The 16,176-nt window shown below is 61.9% G+C and carries 16 protein-coding genes; 6 read left to right on the top strand and 10 right to left on the bottom strand.

The window, feature by feature from the left end; all coding sequences use genetic code 11:
* Positions 1 to 32: 32 nt before the first annotated feature.
* Genes ftsY through ACEQXE_RS07430 form a run of 4 tightly spaced genes read right to left on the bottom strand, consistent with a single transcriptional unit; the run spans position 33 to position 4,645 of the window.
* On the bottom strand, positions 33 to 959 hold the full coding sequence (gene ftsY, locus ACEQXE_RS07445) for a signal recognition particle-docking protein FtsY (RefSeq protein ID WP_370178270.1): 927 nt from the start codon (positions 957 to 959) through the stop codon (positions 33 to 35).
* On the bottom strand, positions 956 to 2,131 hold the full coding sequence (locus ACEQXE_RS07440) for a MiaB/RimO family radical SAM methylthiotransferase (protein WP_370178269.1): 1,176 nt from the start codon (positions 2,129 to 2,131) through the stop codon (positions 956 to 958). The genes ftsY and ACEQXE_RS07440 overlap by 4 nt, the downstream gene beginning before the upstream one ends.
* Positions 2,128 to 2,937, bottom strand: coding sequence for a diaminopimelate epimerase (dapF, locus tag ACEQXE_RS07435; RefSeq protein WP_370178268.1), 810 nt, complete (start codon positions 2,935 to 2,937; stop codon positions 2,128 to 2,130). Before dapF ends, ACEQXE_RS07440 begins: the two co-directional genes overlap by 4 nt.
* 40 nt (positions 2,938 to 2,977) lie before the next feature.
* Positions 2,978 to 4,645, bottom strand: a complete 1,668-nt coding sequence (locus tag ACEQXE_RS07430) for a putative bifunctional diguanylate cyclase/phosphodiesterase (protein WP_370182466.1) — start codon at positions 4,643 to 4,645, stop codon at positions 2,978 to 2,980.
* Positions 4,646 to 4,851: 206 nt separating this feature from the next.
* Between ACEQXE_RS07430 and ACEQXE_RS07425 the strand changes: the two genes are divergently transcribed.
* On the top strand, positions 4,852 to 5,244 hold the full coding sequence (locus ACEQXE_RS07425) for an EVE domain-containing protein (protein ID WP_370178266.1): 393 nt from the start codon (positions 4,852 to 4,854) through the stop codon (positions 5,242 to 5,244).
* 123 nt (positions 5,245 to 5,367) lie between these two features.
* Positions 5,368 to 5,538, top strand: coding sequence for a CsbD family protein (locus ACEQXE_RS07420; RefSeq protein WP_370178265.1), 171 nt, complete (start codon positions 5,368 to 5,370; stop codon positions 5,536 to 5,538).
* A gap of 63 nt (positions 5,539 to 5,601) precedes the next feature.
* Here ACEQXE_RS07420 and ACEQXE_RS07415 read toward each other — a convergent pair whose 3' ends face one another.
* The gene (locus ACEQXE_RS07415; RefSeq protein ID WP_370178264.1) at positions 5,602 to 7,269 is read right to left on the bottom strand and encodes a thiamine pyrophosphate-dependent enzyme; all 1,668 of its coding nucleotides are present in this window, start codon (positions 7,267 to 7,269) and stop codon (positions 5,602 to 5,604) included.
* Positions 7,270 to 7,407: 138 nt separating this feature from the next.
* On the opposite strand from ACEQXE_RS07415, the gene ACEQXE_RS07410 reads away from it, so the two are divergent.
* Positions 7,408 to 7,599 (top strand): hypothetical protein, encoded by a 192-nt coding sequence (locus ACEQXE_RS07410; protein WP_370182463.1) that lies wholly within the window; start codon positions 7,408 to 7,410, stop codon positions 7,597 to 7,599.
* A 6-nt stretch (positions 7,600 to 7,605) separates the two neighbouring features.
* Here ACEQXE_RS07410 and ACEQXE_RS07405 read toward each other — a convergent pair whose 3' ends face one another.
* On the bottom strand, positions 7,606 to 8,925 hold the full coding sequence (locus ACEQXE_RS07405; protein WP_370178263.1) for an MFS transporter: 1,320 nt from the start codon (positions 8,923 to 8,925) through the stop codon (positions 7,606 to 7,608).
* Positions 8,926 to 9,050: 125 nt separating this feature from the next.
* Between ACEQXE_RS07405 and pgsA the strand changes: the two genes are divergently transcribed.
* Positions 9,051 to 9,620, top strand: a complete 570-nt coding sequence (pgsA, locus tag ACEQXE_RS07400; protein ID WP_370178262.1) for a CDP-diacylglycerol--glycerol-3-phosphate 3-phosphatidyltransferase — start codon at positions 9,051 to 9,053, stop codon at positions 9,618 to 9,620.
* Positions 9,621 to 9,688: 68 nt separating this feature from the next.
* The gene (locus ACEQXE_RS07395; RefSeq protein ID WP_370178261.1) at positions 9,689 to 10,810 is read left to right on the top strand and encodes a diguanylate cyclase domain-containing protein; all 1,122 of its coding nucleotides are present in this window, start codon (positions 9,689 to 9,691) and stop codon (positions 10,808 to 10,810) included.
* A 9-nt stretch (positions 10,811 to 10,819) separates the two neighbouring features.
* Here the strand turns inward: ACEQXE_RS07395 and ACEQXE_RS07390 are convergent, their stop codons facing one another.
* The 4 genes from ACEQXE_RS07390 to rnd all read right to left on the bottom strand — a co-directional run bounded on the left by ACEQXE_RS07390 (position 10,820) and on the right by rnd (position 14,572).
* On the bottom strand, positions 10,820 to 11,794 hold the full coding sequence (locus ACEQXE_RS07390; protein WP_370178260.1) for a division plane positioning ATPase MipZ: 975 nt from the start codon (positions 11,792 to 11,794) through the stop codon (positions 10,820 to 10,822).
* A 281-nt stretch (positions 11,795 to 12,075) separates the two neighbouring features.
* On the bottom strand, positions 12,076 to 12,405 hold the full coding sequence (locus ACEQXE_RS07385; protein WP_370178259.1) for a hypothetical protein: 330 nt from the start codon (positions 12,403 to 12,405) through the stop codon (positions 12,076 to 12,078).
* Between the two features lie 88 nt (positions 12,406 to 12,493).
* Positions 12,494 to 13,390, bottom strand: a complete 897-nt coding sequence (locus ACEQXE_RS07380) for a hydrogen peroxide-inducible genes activator (RefSeq protein ID WP_370178258.1) — start codon at positions 13,388 to 13,390, stop codon at positions 12,494 to 12,496.
* 6 nt (positions 13,391 to 13,396) lie between these two features.
* The gene (gene rnd / locus ACEQXE_RS07375) at positions 13,397 to 14,572 is read right to left on the bottom strand and encodes a ribonuclease D (protein WP_370178257.1); all 1,176 of its coding nucleotides are present in this window, start codon (positions 14,570 to 14,572) and stop codon (positions 13,397 to 13,399) included.
* Positions 14,573 to 14,757: 185 nt separating this feature from the next.
* Between rnd and aspS the strand changes: the two genes are divergently transcribed.
* The coding region (gene aspS / locus ACEQXE_RS07370; RefSeq protein ID WP_372524233.1) for an aspartate--tRNA ligase at positions 14,758 to 16,176 on the top strand (1,419 nt) is incomplete at its 3' end.

Raw genomic sequence — 16,176 nt, 5'->3', positions numbered from 1 at the left:
CTCACCACGAACGGGATGGGGAGCGCAAGAGGTTATGCCACTCCCGCAATCACACGCGCGACGATATCGGGATCGAAAGGCCGCAGGTCGTCGAGCTGCTCGCCCACGCCGATGGCATGGATCGGCAGGCCGTATTTCTGCGCCGCGGCGACCAGCACGCCGCCCCTCGCAGTGCCGTCCAGCTTGGTCATGATGAGCCCGGTGACGCCCGCGACTTCCCGGAACACGTCGATCTGGCTCAACGCGTTCTGGCCGTTGGTCGCATCGAGCACCAGCACGACATCGTGCGGTGCCTCGGGATTCAGCCGCCCCAGCACCTTCCTGATCTTGGCCAGCTCGTCCATCAGCTCGCGCTTGTTCTGCAGGCGCCCGGCGGTATCGACGATCAGCGCGTCGGTGCCTTCGTTGGTCCCCCGCTTGACCGCATCGAACACGATGCTGGCCGGGTCGCCGCCCTCGGGCCCGCGCACCAGCGGCACGCCCACGCGGTCCGCCCAGGTCTGCAATTGGCCGATCGCAGCCGCGCGGAAGGTGTCGCCCGCCGCCAGCATCACCTCGTAATCGTCTTCCATGAACAGGTGCGCGAGCTTGGCGATGGTGGTCGTCTTGCCGCTGCCGTTGACGCCGATCACTAGGACCACCTGCGGGCGCGGGAAGGCGGTGACTTCCAGCGGTTTGGCCACCGGACGCAGGATCGCGGCGATTTCCTCCGCCACCGCCTCGCGTAGCTGGCGTTCGGTAATCTCGTTGCCGAAACGCTGTTCGCGCAGCGCCTCGCGCACGCGGCCCGCCGCTTCGGGGCCAAGGTCCGACATGATCAGCGCATCCTCGATCTCGTCGAGCGTTGCGTCGTCAAGACGTGCGTTTCCTACAGGTGCGATATTCTCGCTCAGGCGATCCGAGGTCTTGCGAAAGCCGCCCAGCAGGCGGTCGCTCCAGTTGGAGGCGCTGTCGCTCATGCGAGCATTCCTTCGATGATCCGGGTTGGTGTGAGGCGTACGATGCTGCCCGGCGCGGTGCCATCGGGCACTGCGACTCGGGCGAAGTGCGGCGTGTAGCCGCTGCTGTCCTTTTCCGCGAGAACGCGATGCTCGTGCCCGATCAGGCTTTCGAGCCATGTATCGCGCACCTGCCGAACGGCTGCGCGCAATTCGGCCGCCCGTGCCTTGATCACCGGCACATCGACCTGCGGCATGCGCGCAGCGGGCGTGCCGTCACGTGGCGAGTAGGGGAAAATGTGCCCGTGCACGATTTCGCACGCGGCGATGATCGAGAGATTGTCCGCGTGATGCGCGTCGGTTTCGGTCGGGAAGCCCGCGATCAGGTCCGCCCCGATGGCAATCTCGGGCCGCTGAGCCTTGAGCTGCGCAACCAGATCGATCGCCTGAGCGCGGCTGTGCCGCCGTTTCATCCGCTTGAGGATCAGGTCGCTGCCGTGCTGGAGCGAGAGATGGAGGTGCGGCATTACACGCGCTTCGTTCGCGATCAGATCGAACAGCGTGTCGTCAATCTCGATCCCGTCGACCGAGGAGAGACGCAGCCGCGGTAGCTGCGGGAATTCGCGCAGGATCGCCTCGACCAGCACCCCGAGTCGCGGTTCGCCGGAAAGATCATGGCCCCACGAAGTGAGATCGACCCCCGTCAGGACCACTTCATTGGCACCGCTCTCGATTCCGGTTTCAACATTGCGAAGGACGGTCGCGATCGGGTCGGAACGGCTGGTGCCGCGACCCTGAGGAATGCTGCAGAAGGTGCAGGCATGGTCGCACCCGTTCTGTACGCCGATGAACGCCCTTGTGCGCGTTTGTTGGTGCGTTGTGCGCGGTTCTGGCAGGTTCCAGCTGCGTGCATCCAACTTGGCTGCATTGGCGACGAACCCGTCGACCTCTTCCATCGCGCCCAGGGCTTCACGCTCGGTCTCTGCAGCGCATCCGGTTACCAGCAACCGCGCATCGGGATGCGCCTTGCGCGCCCGCCGGATCGCCTGCCGCGTGTGGCGTACCGCCTCGCGCGTGACCGAACAGGAATTGACGACCACCAGACCGCGCTCTGCCTCGACCAGTGCGGCAATCCGTTCGCTCTCGGCGTGATTGAGACGACAGCCGAGCGAAATGACCCGTTCGCTGCTCAAGAAAAGTCGTCCAGCTCGAACGATCCGCGATAGCTCTCGCTTGCAGGGCCCGCCATGTGGATGGCGCCCTCCGCGTCGTGCCGGATGGTCAGGATGCCGCCGGGCAGCGTGACCTTGACCTTGGCATCGACCAGGCCCTGCCGATAGGCGACCGCCGTCGTGGCGCAGGCACCAGTGCCGCATGCCAGCGTCAGGCCTGCACCGCGTTCCCACACTCGTAGCTTGATCGCATCGCGGGCGACGACCTGCGCGACATTCACATTGATCCGTTCGGGAAACAGCGGGTCGGTCTCTATCTGCGGCCCCAGATGGTCGAGCGGAATGTCGGTAACATCGTCGACGAAGAAGACCACGTGCGGATTGCCGACATTCACGGCGCTCGGCCTTTCGAGCATGTCCCAACCCAGCGGCATCTCGCGCGTATCCATCGCATAGGCAAGCGGGATGTCCTGCCAGTCGAAGCGCGGGCGACCCATCGAAGCCTCGGCCATATGCTCGCCCGGCCGCACCTGGAGGATGCCGCCTGCGGTTTCGATACTGGCCGGCTTGCCATGCAGAACCGCGACCGCACGGGTCGCATTGCCGCAGGACTGCACTTCACCACCGTCTGCGTTGTGAATCTGCATTGCCAGGTCCGCAACTTCCGAGCGGCCCAGCACGATCAGCTGATCGAAGCCGATCCCGCGATTGCGATCGGCCAGTGCACGAATTTGCGCCGAAGTCAGACGCGGCAGTTCGCTCTCGCGACCGTCGAGGATCGCGAAATCGTTGCCCAGTCCGTGCATCTTGACGAAAGAAATCCGCATGTCGGCTCGCATCTATGGCGGGCGCAGCGTCAGGTAAAGGTCAGGCGCTCTTGCGCTGGTCGTCCTCGGTATTCGCCACAGAGGGTTCCGACAGCATGTTCAGCTGTGCCAGGCGCTTGAGGACCGCGGCGGCATCCTCCGGCTTCCCGTAGAGATAACCCTGGCCCTTCATCTCACCCATCGAGCGCAGCGTTTCGAGGATCGATGCATCCTCGATCCCCTCGGCAGTGACCGGAATGTGCAGCCCCTTGCCGAGCGAGACGAGCGTACTGACGATATGATCATGCTGCTCGCGGTCGATTGCGCCCTCGGACGCTGCCTCGGCAACCTTGCGCAATTCGCCCACGAAACTGCGATCGATCTTCACGCGATCAAAGGGCAGGGTGCGCAGCTGGGTCAGCGTGGCGAATCCGGTCCCGAAATCGTCGAGACTGACGCGCACGCCCAGATTCTTGAGGCTGACGATCATGGTCTGCACGGCAGAGAGGTTCTCTTGCAGGCAGCTTTCCGAAATTTCTACGTCCAGCCGGGCTGGCGGAAATTCGCTGGCGAGCAAAAGTTTCAGCAGCTTTTGCGGGAACCATGGGTCGCGCAACTGCATCGGGGAAATGTTCACCGACAGGGACAGGCTCTTGTCCCAACTTTTCGCATCCTCGAGCGCGCGACCGATCAGCGATTCGGAAAGCGCCCCTATCAGGCCGCAGTTTTCGGCGACGGGAATGAAGATGTCCGGGCTGACAGGGCCGAGATCGGCGGAAGTCCAGCGGGCGAGCATTTCGAATCCCACAAGTTGCCCGGTTTCCAGATCGACCTGCTGCTCGTAGTGGGGTGAAAATTCCCCGCGTTCGAGCCCTTTGCGAATCGCGGCTTCCATCTCGCGTCGCAATCGGGCTTCGACCTCCATCGCGGTATCGAACCAGCAATACCGGTTCCGGCCATCTTTCTTCGCCTGGTACATCGCGAGGTCCGCGCGGTGCATCAACTTGCGCGCCGCGCCTTCCAGATTTGCGACCTGTTTGCCCACATCATGGACTGCGACACCGGCGGAGATTGTGACATTGAGCGGGCCCATCTCGGTCTCGATGGGTAGCGCGATCTTAGCGATCATCACGCTGACCCAGCTTTCCACCACTTCTAGATCGGTATCGGAGATCTGAAGGATCACCGCGAATTCATCGCCGCCCAACCGGGCAACGCTGGCGCCCTCGGGGGCGACTTCCCGCAGTCTGTCGGCGATCGACAGCAGCACTTCGTCACCTGCCTGATGGCCATTGGTATCGTTGATTTCCTTGAAGCCGTCGAGGTCGATCATGACGAACCCGGCATATCGGTGCGCCAGACCCTCTCCGGCGATGGCGTTCATCAGTTTCTCGGTTGCAGACCTGCGGTTGAAGCACCCGGTCAGCGGATCGAGTTGCGACAGGCGTTTCGCCTTTTCTTCGGCTTCCCGCCGCTGGTCGATTTCCTTGCGCAGGTCCGAATAACGGCGCCAGCCGAAGATGATGAGCGCGATGTTGAGAAGCAGTGCGTTGACCAGGGCAGTGTCGGGAGGGGCAACGCTGCTGTCGACCCAATGTTGGGCGACCTGCGGCATCACCGTGCCGCCGATTCCCACAAAAAGAAGGATCGCCGCGGTCGCAATGCCCAGCATCACGATATCGCGCTGCGCCTTGTCCAGGCGGGGCAGTTGATCCTTCTTTTTCTCCATGCGGAGTTTCAATCCCGATCCCGTCAAAGAGTATGTTGTTGCACCCTGTCTGGCACGAGGTGCTGAAAATCGGGTAAATGCCCATGGTCGGCAGTCGCCGTTCCCTGCCGGGGAATGGCAGGACTGCACGGCACGGTGCGCCGGGCAACGCGTTGCTTGGCTAGGAAATGCCTGACGGGAAAGGAGACGACTTGCGCTATTGGCTAATGAAATCGGAGCCTGATGTTTATGGCTGGGATGACCTTGTAAAAGAGGGCGAGGGTGTGTGGGACGGGGTGCGCAACCACCTCGCAAAGAACAACCTTGCTGCCATGGAGGTGGGCGACCAGGCCTTTTTCTACCATTCCAACATTGGTCGCGAAATCGTCGGCATCGTGGAAATCAGCGAAGCAGGACTGACCGACCCGACCGACGAGAGCGGCAAGTGGGCGGCAGTACGTGTGAAGCCCAAGACCAAGCTGCCCAACACGGTCACACTCAAGCAGGTGAAGGCAGAGCCTCGGCTGGCCGAGATGCAGCTGGTGAAGCTTTCGCGGCTCTCCGTGTGCGAGGTGATGCCCGATGAATGGTCAATCATCCTCGAGATGGCAGGCGTCTGAGCTTGGTCGCAAATTGCGCTCCGTTTGGCGCACCTTTGCCGCCGCAACGGAACTTAACACCCTGTTTCTCTGTTGGTTTTGCATATTGGCAATGACGCCAGAGCAATGAAACGGAGAAGCCCCATGGGTGAACTGAAGAGCAAGATCGAAGGCAACGTCAACGAAGCCATTGGCGAAGCCAAGCAGCAATCAAACGATCCCGAAACGCGCGCCGAAGGTCGTGGCCAAGAAGTGAAGGGCAAGGCCCAGCAGACGAAGGGCGAACTGCAAGGCGCTCTGGGCGACGATATCTGATCGTCACGCAGCAATGCGAAGGAAAGGGCGGTGCCGATCTGGCGCCGCCCTTTTTCGTTCTGGTCAGACTTTTGCCCGCAAACCACTGATGGTGGCGCCGCTGGCTGCCAGCTGTTCGATGTCGATCTTCGCATGAATTAGACGCACGCCCGACCGTCCGTGTGCATCGACCAGCGCATCCTTGAAGCTTTGAGTCGTATTGGCAGTGGCGTTCCACGCACCAAAACTCGCTGCAAAAGCTGCGAAGTCGGGGTTGGAGAGCAGTGTGGCCGAAACGCGCGACGGGAATTCGCGCTCCTGGTGCATGCGGATGGTTCCGTAGCCACTATTGTCGACCACGATCACGAGCAGATCGCACCCGGCTTGTGCGGCACTGGCCAATTCCTGCCCGTTCATCAGGAAATCGCCGTCGCCCGCCACGGCGACCACGGTGCGGTTAGGAAAGCGCTTCGCAGCCGCCACCGCCGCGGGAACGCCGTATCCCATCGCGCCGCAAGTGGGCGCGAGCTGGCTGGGAAAGCTCGCATAGCGCCAGTAGCGATGCCACCAGCCCGCGAAATTGCCTGCCCCGTTGCAGATGATGGTTTCGGCAGGCAGCGTGTCGCGCATGAACTGCACGCAGGCCGCCAGGTCGAGCGGGTAAGTGTCCGATGGATGCGCGGTCGCCCATTCCGCCCACTCGCTGTGCGCCTGCGCTCCGGCGTCGAAAGACAGCGGATCCTCACCAGCCCAAAGCGCGGCACTTTCCGCAAATTCGTCCATGCTGGCACAGATCGCGAGATCGACAGGATATACGCTGCCTAGCTCTTCCGGGTCGGGATGGATGTGGATCAGCGCCCGATCCTGCCCGTCGATCGGAGGCACGGTGTAGCCGTCCGTCGTCGCTTCACCCAGCCGTGCACCGACCACCAGCAGCAGGTCTGCCGCCGTGGTGCGTTTCACCAGTTTCGGGTTGGGGCCGTATCCGAGATTGCCCGCATAGACCGGCGAGGTAGGCGATATCGCATCCTGTCGCCGGAAGGCGGTGGCGACGGGTAGCCCCAGTCGCTCTGCGAAGAGCTGGAAGTACTCGCGCGCCTTGGCATTCCAGCCTGCCCCGCCGATGATCGCCAGGGGTGCGGCAGCGTCGCCGATCAGGGCCATCATCGCCTGCATGGCATCGGGGCACGGCGCCTGCGCCGGTCGCGCGACCTGTCCGCGCGGGATCGCGTCGGTCGCGTCGTACAGCATGTCTTCCGGCAGCGCGAGCACCACCGGTCCGGGGCGCCCCGAGATCGCCGTGGAATATGCCCGCGCGATATATTCGGGGATACGATCTGCATGTTCGATCCGCGCAGCCCACTTGCAGATCGGGGTGAAGAAGGCGGGGAAATCGATTTCCTGAAATCCCTCACGGTCGCGCATGCCGCGTGCCACGTCCCCGATGAACAGAATCATCGGCTGGCTGTCCTGGTGGGCGACATGCACGCCGATGCTTGCATTTGTGGCGCCCGGCCCCCGCGTGACGAAAGCAACCCCCGGCCTCTGGGTCATTGCGCCATCCGCGCAAGCCATGAACGCGACGCCGCCTTCCTGCCGGCAGGTCACGACATCGATTTCGGGCCGGTCGACCAGCGCATCCAGCACAGGGAGAAAACTCTCGCCCGGTACGGTGAAAATGCGATCGCAGCCTTGCTGGGCGAGACAATCGACGAGCAATCGCGCCGCTGGCGGAGGAGTATGGTCGGTCATCCCAGCGCCCCTAATGCGCCCGCCCGTCCGGGGCAATCGGCTGCGCGCGTTAAGACTTTGCGGCGGTGCGTGTCCCACCGGCGGACGAGTGCGAGGCGGCGCTCGCCAAACCTTACCGGGAAGTTAATCCTGTCCGCCATGAGACGCTCCCTTGTCCTTACGAACGAATCCGCCCGCCATCCTTTCCGTGCGTCGCTGATGGTGCGACCGGATCTGCAGCGCGGCCGCATGCTGCGGTCGACGCGCTGGTCGTGGGCGCAGAACGACTGGATGGGGTTCCTGGGCGCCTATGTCGCGTGCCTGGCGGGCGCGCTGGTGTTCATTTTCTAGGAAGCCTCAGCCCCCGTCGAGGTGGATGCTGGGGAGGTGTTCCTCGTCATAGAGTTTCCGCACATACCAGCTGGTGAGTACGCAAAGCACCACGCTGGCCAGCACCTGCTCCTCTATCCCGATCCCGACCAAGGTCATCAGCACGGCGAGCACGGCGCCGCCGACCATGAAGACAGAGCTGATCATGTTTGTCGCGGCAATCGTGCGCGATGCCTTGTCGCCCGCCACGCGCGTAGTGAGAAACGCATAGAGCGGCACGACGAACACGCCCCCGCAGATTGCAATGCACAGCAGCACGCCGAGCAGGATCCAGGCGAGCGGGTAGGCGAGGAATTGCGACACGCTCAGCAGTTCCCCGTCGAACCCGCTCGGCCACTGACGCACGAATAGGTAGAAAATGGTAATGAAGAACCCCATCGCGACGACGCTGATCGAACCATAGCGGGCCGACACCTCGCCCTTGAGAAGGTGGTTGATGATGACCGACCCGACCGCAATGCCAATCGAGAACATCACGATGAACAGCGTCGCGACTTCCTTGCTCGCATGGATCACATTCTTTGCGAGCGGCGGGAACTGGATGAACAGGATGGCGCCCACGGTCCAGAACACGCTGATTGCTATGGTCGCAAGATAGATCACGCGATCCTTCATCACGTAGCGTACCAGCGCTCCCGAGGATCGCAGGACATTCCAGTCGACCTGTTCACCTTCGCCCATAGCAGGCGCGTCCGGGATGCGGCGGCTGACCTGATAGCCAACCAGTGCGGTCACGAGGATCAGCGCCATCGCCGCTTCCACCGGGATCCAGCCTGCGATGATCGTGCCGAACAGGATGGCAAGATACGTGCCTGCCTCGATCAGTCCGGTGCCAGCCAGCACCTCTTTCCTACGCAGATGCTGCGGCAGGATCGAATATTTGATCGGCCCCAGGAAGGTCGATTGCAGCCCGGCAAGGAAGAGCGCGAACAGCATGAGTGGAATGGCGACGGTATGAACCAGCACGCCCTGCCAGGCGAGGAAGAGGCCCAAAGCCCCCAGGCTCATCAGCCCGATCTCGCACAATTTGACCGTGCGGATGATCTTCGCCTTGTTGCGCAGATCGGCGAGCTGGCCCGATATTGCCGACACGAAAATGAAGGGCGCGATGAACAGGGCGGACGCGATGGCGCTGAACTGCGTTTCGGCCTCGGGGTCGTTATAGACCGCATAGACCACGAATAGGACCATCGCGGTCTTGTACAGATTATCGTTGAAGGCGTTGAGCAACTGGGTGCAGAACAGCGGCAGGAAGCGCCGCCGTCGCAGCAGTCTCAACGTCGTCATAAATCCACTCCGGAACGCCCTACAGCGCCGATCCCGCATGGCGTTAGTACACGAGAACGTCCAAAGCCAAGGGCACAAGCCGCTTTTTCTCGGACCTAGGATCGATTAGGGGCATTGATCACCAAATGCTGACGCTTCCCAACATCCTCACCCTGTCGCGCATCCTTGCGGTGCCCTTGCTCGTGCTGTTCCTGTGGTGGCCCGACTGGGCACTTGGGTATGCGATCGGCCTTTTGTTGTACTGTGCTGCAGCGATCACCGATTATTTCGATGGCTTGCTGGCGCGCGCGCAGGGCACCGTGTCGAAGCTCGGGCAGTTCCTCGATCCGATTGCCGACAAGATCATGGTTGCCGCAGTAATCCTGATCCTCACGGCCAAGGGCGGTCTTACCGGGCCTATCGTGGGCGATGCGCATGTGGTTGCCGGGCTGATCATCTTGATGCGCGAGATTATTGTGTCCGGCCTGCGGGAATTCCTCGGCGGAATTCAGGTGTCGGTCCCGGTCAGTCGGCTCGCCAAATGGAAGACTACCTTGCAAATGATTGCGCTGGGCCTGCTGATCTTCTCCGGCGTGCTACCCGAAATCGGGCTGATCCGGTGGGTCGGGCTTGGCGCGCTGTGGATTGCCGCGTTCCTCACCTGTGTGACCGGCTACGGCTATTTGCGTGTCGGACTGAAACACATGGATACATAGCGCGCAGTTTCGCAAAATTTTGCGCGCATATTATCACGGAATAAACGAACGGCGCGCCATAAGGGGGCATGGCGACCCAACCGGCAATCGAGGCTGACAGCCTTTCGGATAATATTCTCCAGCGCGTCGGGCTGTTCCGCCCGCGTCCCGTCGCACTGGAAGCTGCCGGCGATCACGCGACGAGTAGGGCCGAGCTTCGCGCCCGCCGACGCTTGGTCAACGATATTCGGTCTTTTCTGGCGGACCATGATCTCGACGTGACGCCGTTTACACTTCGCGCTGCACACGAAGCATGCTGCGGGCTCAATCCCGCTTTTTCCAGAAGCATCGAACGACAAGGTGAATTTGGCGAGCCGATTACGGTCGAATGGCTTGAACAAGCTGCCTCGGAAGACCCGTGTTCGGACAACCGCACGATCGAGGATTTGGCCCTTGCGCTGGAGCAAGGCATCGAGGAATTATCGCGTGCAACCAAGAGTATGCGCCTCGCGACATCCGAATATGGCGATGAGCTGGAACGCCGGGTCGATGGCCTGAACGGCGCATCCCAGACCGAGGAAGTGATCGCGCAACTGGCCGATTTTGCGAAGGCCATGCTCGCCCGGTCCCGCCAGATCGAGGATGAGCTGCGCGAGAGCGAGCGAGAGACTGCCGCACTGCGCAAGAATCTCGATCGTGCAAGGCGGGACGCCGAAGTCGATTTCCTCACGGGATTGCCTAACCGCCGAGCGTTCGAAGAGGTTCTGCGGGACGAGCACGCGCGGGCACGTGCTGCAGGCGAGGCGCTTAGCGTTGCCTATTGCGATATCGACCGGTTCAAGGCGATCAATGATTCACACGGACATGAAGCTGGGGACCGGATTATCCGAGAGGTGGCCGACACTCTGGTCCAGCAGTGCGGCAGGGATTGCTATGTTGCCCGCCACGGCGGCGAGGAATTCGTCCTGCTGAGCCGCGGGGTTGAACCGGTCGATGCCTGGGCCAAACTTGATATTGCGCGTGAGGAACTGGCCAGTCGCCGCATGATCAACCGCCGTACGGACAAACCGTTTGGAATCGTCACGTTTTCGGGCGGGATTGCGGACGTTGCGCAATTTGCCGATCCGCGAGAGGCGCTCGCAGCCGCGGACGAAGCCCTTTATCGTGCGAAAGAAAGCGGGCGAAACCAGATTTGTCTGGCGCGAGGCTGATCCAGCCGATCAGACCGCAGCGTTCAGCGCGGCGCGAAAATCGGTCCGCGTCCGTTTAAGGACACGTGCAGCGGGCCTCGTAGGCAAGGGCAGGCTCGCGCGTGGCTCGATCTTCAGGCCGAGATCTTCGATCAGCGCAGCTACCTCGTCGGGGCTGGAGGCCTGCGGACGGATCATGTCCGGGATCAGCGGGAGATCGAGATGCGTCAGGCCGAACTGGAAGAGTTCGCGAAATGCCACTCTTTCGCTCAATCCTTGGCCAATCCGGAAATCGTGACTGATTGCGAGCCGCTCCAGCGCGTCATCGACCCGATTTATGTGGCGTTTTTCGGATGCACGCACCCGGTTCTTCACGACCACCCATTCGATCCGCCCCATTTCGCGCGAGAATTTCTCTTCACGCAGCTCGGAAACAGTCTGGCCGAAACACCCCGTGTGTTCGGGTACCCCGCTGATCGGGTTCACTCGCCCCAACAGCTCCAGATCGAGGAAGGAGGCGTTGACCGGCGTCACCAATGTGTCCGCCAGGGCAACCACTCTCCGGAACACCGGTGAATCGGCACCCGCCGCATCGAGGATGACGAAATCCGCATCGGCCCCGAGCCGGTTGATCGTCTGATAGATCGCGGCCGTGCTGGGATGATCGAGCACACCGAACTGCGGTGTAGGAAGCGCAATGCCCAGATTGCTCGCTGTGCCGTTGCGATAGGTCAGGCCACGCTCGAGTGTCCGCTGGCGCCGATCCAGGTCGATCGCCACGACTCGTGCGCCGGCATGGGCAAGGGCGATGGCTACGTGGAAGGCGAGGGTCGACTTGCCAACGCCGCCTTTTTCATTGGCGAAAGTGATGATGTGCGGATGCAGGCTGGGGCGGGCAGCGATGTCGTCGATAACGACGCGCGGGGATTCTTCGTCGATCCAGCGAGGGTTGATCCGGGTCGTCGCTATCCCGCTAACTCTCGAATCCTTCCAGACTGCCGTCATCCCCACCCCCGTGTGACTGATCCAATATCGCGATTTCAGTGACTTGTTCGTGCGGTGCGACCCGAAATGATGTGTTTACCCGTTCAATCCCGTCATTGCAGGATTGGGAATGTGCCATAAAGGCACGGTCGATGTCTCGGTTTTTTGAAAGTTTTTTGGCGGCGAGGGCGCACCCGCCAGCAAATTTCGGTCTGCCAGACAGATTTCGTGGAGGGGTATGGCGTAGTTTGCGCGGCGAATTCTTATTCTGCCGAACACGAAAGGATGCGCATCGATGGAGGCTATTTCACTTCGCTCACGACGATGAATTGCGGTGCATCCACCAACCCCATGAATTCGCCCATGACACTCTGGACGGTCGCGCCGCCCAGGTCCTCGGCGACAAACCCTTCGAGATCAGGAATCGCAAAAGCTTCGATATAGGCCACTCCCGGCGCACCTTCGCCGATCAACAGGCGTTCGGCACGGAAGGTCCGGAAACTCTGTACGCGGGCAAGGCCGCGCATGGAGGGATAATCCGTCTCGATCACCCAGCGCTCGAAATCCTCGGGACTAACCCCGTCCTTGAGCGTGTAAAGCAGGAACAGGTTGGGAGTGTTCGCGTCGGCCATTGGTTCCTCCGGGCTTGTCCGCAATTCAGCGGTTCGAAGGCAAAGGTGTCTGCAAGCTGCGAACGCATCAAGTGACAAATGCAGATAACTATCCTGCCTTCAGCTCCTCTGCGAGCAGCCGGAAATCGGCTTCGCGCGGGCTGTTCCTGCGCCATATCAAGGCGATGTCCCGAGTCGCCGCGGGCGAATCGAGCGGGCGCGCGATCACATTGGTGCCTTTGAGGATGCCCGCCTCAAGCGCCATTTCGGGCAGCATCGTCACGCCGAGGCCGTTGTCGACCATTTGCACAAGTGTGTGGAGCGAGGTGCCGATCATGCTGGTCGCGGCGCGCAATTCGGGCCGATTGCACGCGGCCAGCGCGTGTTCTTTAAGGCAGTGCCCGTCTTCGAGCAGGAGCAGCCGCCCATCCTCGATTGTCTCGGGGCGGATTTCTTCGGGGAGTTCGCGCGGTTCGTCACCCGGATAGGCGACGAAGAAGCGATCCTCCCCGATGATCGCCTGCTCGACTTCGCCGGTCGCGAAGGGGAGGGCCAGCAGCACGCAATCGACCCGCCCGTGGTGCAACGACTCGACCGCATCGCTGCTGGTTTCCTCGCGCAGGAACAGTTCGAGATCGGGGCGCTCCTGGCGCAAGCGCGGCAGTATCCGCGGTAGAAGGAAGGGCGCGATGGTGGGGATCACACTCATGCGCAATGTGCCTGTCAGCGGCTGACCTGCCGCGCGCACCAGGTCGGACAGGTCTTCGGCCTGTCGCAGCAAGGCGTGGGCTTTCTCCACCACCTGATGGCCAAGCGGTGTGAAGCGGACCACCCGTCGGCTGCGCTCCACCAGTGTCACGTCGAGCAGGGTTTCGAGTTCGCGAATGCCCGCCGACAGCGTCGATTGCGACACGAAGCTGGCATCGGCGGCACGCCCGAAATGGCCATGCTCGTGCAGCGCGACCAGGTATTGCAACTGGCGAATGGTGGGCAGGTAAGTGCTCATCGCGCGTTAGCCCGCCACCTCGTCGATATGCGTCATCTTGAGCTTGCCCTGCTCGACCGCGAAGGCAAGTTTGCCTTCGACCAGGTCCAGCGCATCGCTGCCGAAAACTTCGCGTCGCCAGCTTTGCAGGATCGGCAGGTCGCGTACGCCCGCTGCGAGCTGCTCCAGCTCGTCCGCACGGGTCAGCAGGCGAGGGGCGACGTCGATTTCGCGCGCCCGGATCTTCAGCAGCAGCTTGAGCAGGTCGGCGACCAGCGCGCCTTCCTTGCCGAGCGGCGCGCCACGGTTGTTTCGTTGCGGCAATTCGTCGGTCGGCAACGGCTCTGCATCTTCGAGCACCTCCATCAGCCGGTTGCCGATCTCGTTATCCCTCCACGCATTGGAAAGACCGCGCACCTTGGCGAGATCCGCCTGCTTCTTGGGCGGATGCGAAGCGATATCGGCCAGCGTCTCGTCGCGCATGATGCGACCACGCGGGATATTCTTGTGCTGCGCTTCGCCCTCGCGCCACGCCGCCAGTGCCTTCAATCGTCCGAGGACTTGCGGATTGCGACCTTGCGCGCGGATACGCTTCCACGATTTGCTGGGATCGATCGCATAGTTTTCCGGATCGGCGAGCTTTTCCATCTCGGCATTCAGCCATTCGCCGCGCCCGGTTTTCACCAGCTTTTTGAGGATTTTGGGAAAGATCTTCGCGAGGTAGGTCACGTCGCCGATGGCATATTCCAGTTGCCGGTCGGTCAGCGGGCGGCGGCTCCAGTCGGTAAAGCGCGCGCCCTTGTCGATGGTCTTGTCGAGCCAGCTTTCGACAAGATTGGCATAGCCGATCTGTTCGGACTGGCTGATTGCCATCATCGCGATCTGCGTGTCGAAGATCGGGTGCGGGGTCTTGCCGGTCAGGTTGTAGAAGATTTCCACATCCTGCCCGCCGGCATGGAAGACCTTCAACACATCCTCGTTCTCGCACAGCAGATCGAGCAGGGGCTTGAGGTCGATTCCCTTCGCCAGCGGGTCGATTGCCGCAGCCTCGTTCTCGTCGCCGACCTGGATCAGGCAGAGTTCCGGCCAGTAGGTATTTTCGCGCATGAATTCGGTGTCGACGCACACGAAATCGTTGCTGCTGAGCCGTTCGCACAGTTCGGCCAGCTTGTCGGTGGTGGTGATCAGATCGTGGATTTTCATTTCAGTCGTATTCCCTGTGTCGGGCGGAGTGCCGCCCTCGGGCCATGCGCCCCGTTGACATGGGCGAGCCACGCTTGACAAAAGCGGGGCTATCGCCTGTTAGCGCGCGCGGAACACCGGGCATCTTGCCGACATACCGTCGCCACGCCCTAGCGCCTTAATCCCCAAACCGGAAAGTTTCCAAGATGCACGCCTACCGTACCCATAATTGCGCACAGCTTCGCGCGGATCATGTCGGGCAAGAGGTTCGCCTGTCGGGCTGGGTGCACCGTACGCGCGACCATGGCGGCGTGCTATTTATCGACCTGCGCGATCATTACGGCATCACGCAGATCGTTGCGGACGAAGACAGCGAGGCGCTGGCCCTGCTGGAATCGCTCAAGTCCGAAAGCGTCATCACCATCGATGGCGTGGTGAAGGCGCGGTCCGAGGAAACGAAGAACGCCAACCTGCCGACCGGCGCGATCGAGGTGTTCGCCAAGTCCGCCACCGTGCAGTCGGCGGCCGAGGAATTGCCGCTGCCCGTCGCTGGTGAACAGGAATACCCGGAGGACATACGCCTCAAGTACCGCTTCGTCGACCTGCGGCGCGAGCGCGTTCACAAGAACATCATGCTGCGCAACAAGGTTATTACCTCGCTGCGTCGCCGGATGATCGACCAGGGCTTTTCCGAATTCCAGACCCCGATCCTGGGCGCATCGTCGCCCGAAGGCGCGCGCGACTACCTGGTGCCGAGCCGCCTGCATCCGGGCCGCTTCTACGCGCTGCCGCAGGCGCCGCAGATGTTCAAGCAGCTGCTGATGGTCGCCGGCTTCGACCGCTATTTCCAGATCGCGCCGTGCTTCCGCGACGAAGACCTGCGCGCCGACCGTTCGCCGGAGTTCTACCAGCTCGATTTCGAAATGAGCTTCGTGACGCAGGAAGACGTCTTCCAGGCGATCGAGCCGGTGCTGGCGGGCGTGTTCGAAGAGTTCTCTGGCGGCAAGTCGGTGACGCCTGCAGGCGAGTTCCCGCGCATCCCCTACGCCGAAGCGATGCTCAAGTATGGCAGCGACAAGCCCGACCTGCGCAACCCGATCCTGATTTCGGACGTGACGCATCATTTCGAGAAATCCGGCTTCGGCATCTTCGAGAAAATTGTCGGTGGCGGCGGGATCGTGCGCGCGATCCCTGCGCCGGGTACGCACGAGAAGAGCCGCAAGTTCTTCGACGACATGAACGACTGGTCGAAGCGCGAAGGGTTTGCCGGGCTCGGCTATGTCACGCGCAAGCAGGGTGAGTTCGGCGGGCCGATCGCCAAGAACCACGGCCCCGAGAACATGCAGAAGATTTACGACGAGCTTGGCCTCGGCGAGAACGACGGCCTGTTCTTTGCAGCCGGCAAGCCCAAGGAAGCGGCCAAGCTGGCAGGGGCCGCGCGCACACGTTGCGGTGAGGAACTGGGCCTGATCGAACAGGGCTGCTTCAAGTTCTGCTGGATCGTCGATTTCCCGATGTTCGAATTGGACGAGGCGACCGGCAAGATCGAGTTCTCGCATAATCCGTTCTCGATGCCTCAGGGCGGCCTCGAAGCGCTGAAAAAGATCGGAAGAGCGTCGTGTAGG

The organism is Alteriqipengyuania sp., from assembly GCF_964222115.1.
GTDB lineage: Bacteria > Pseudomonadota > Alphaproteobacteria > Sphingomonadales > Sphingomonadaceae > Alteriqipengyuania.
The sequence above is the reverse complement of the archived record's forward strand: the minus strand, read 5'-3'. Positions and strand labels throughout refer to the sequence as shown.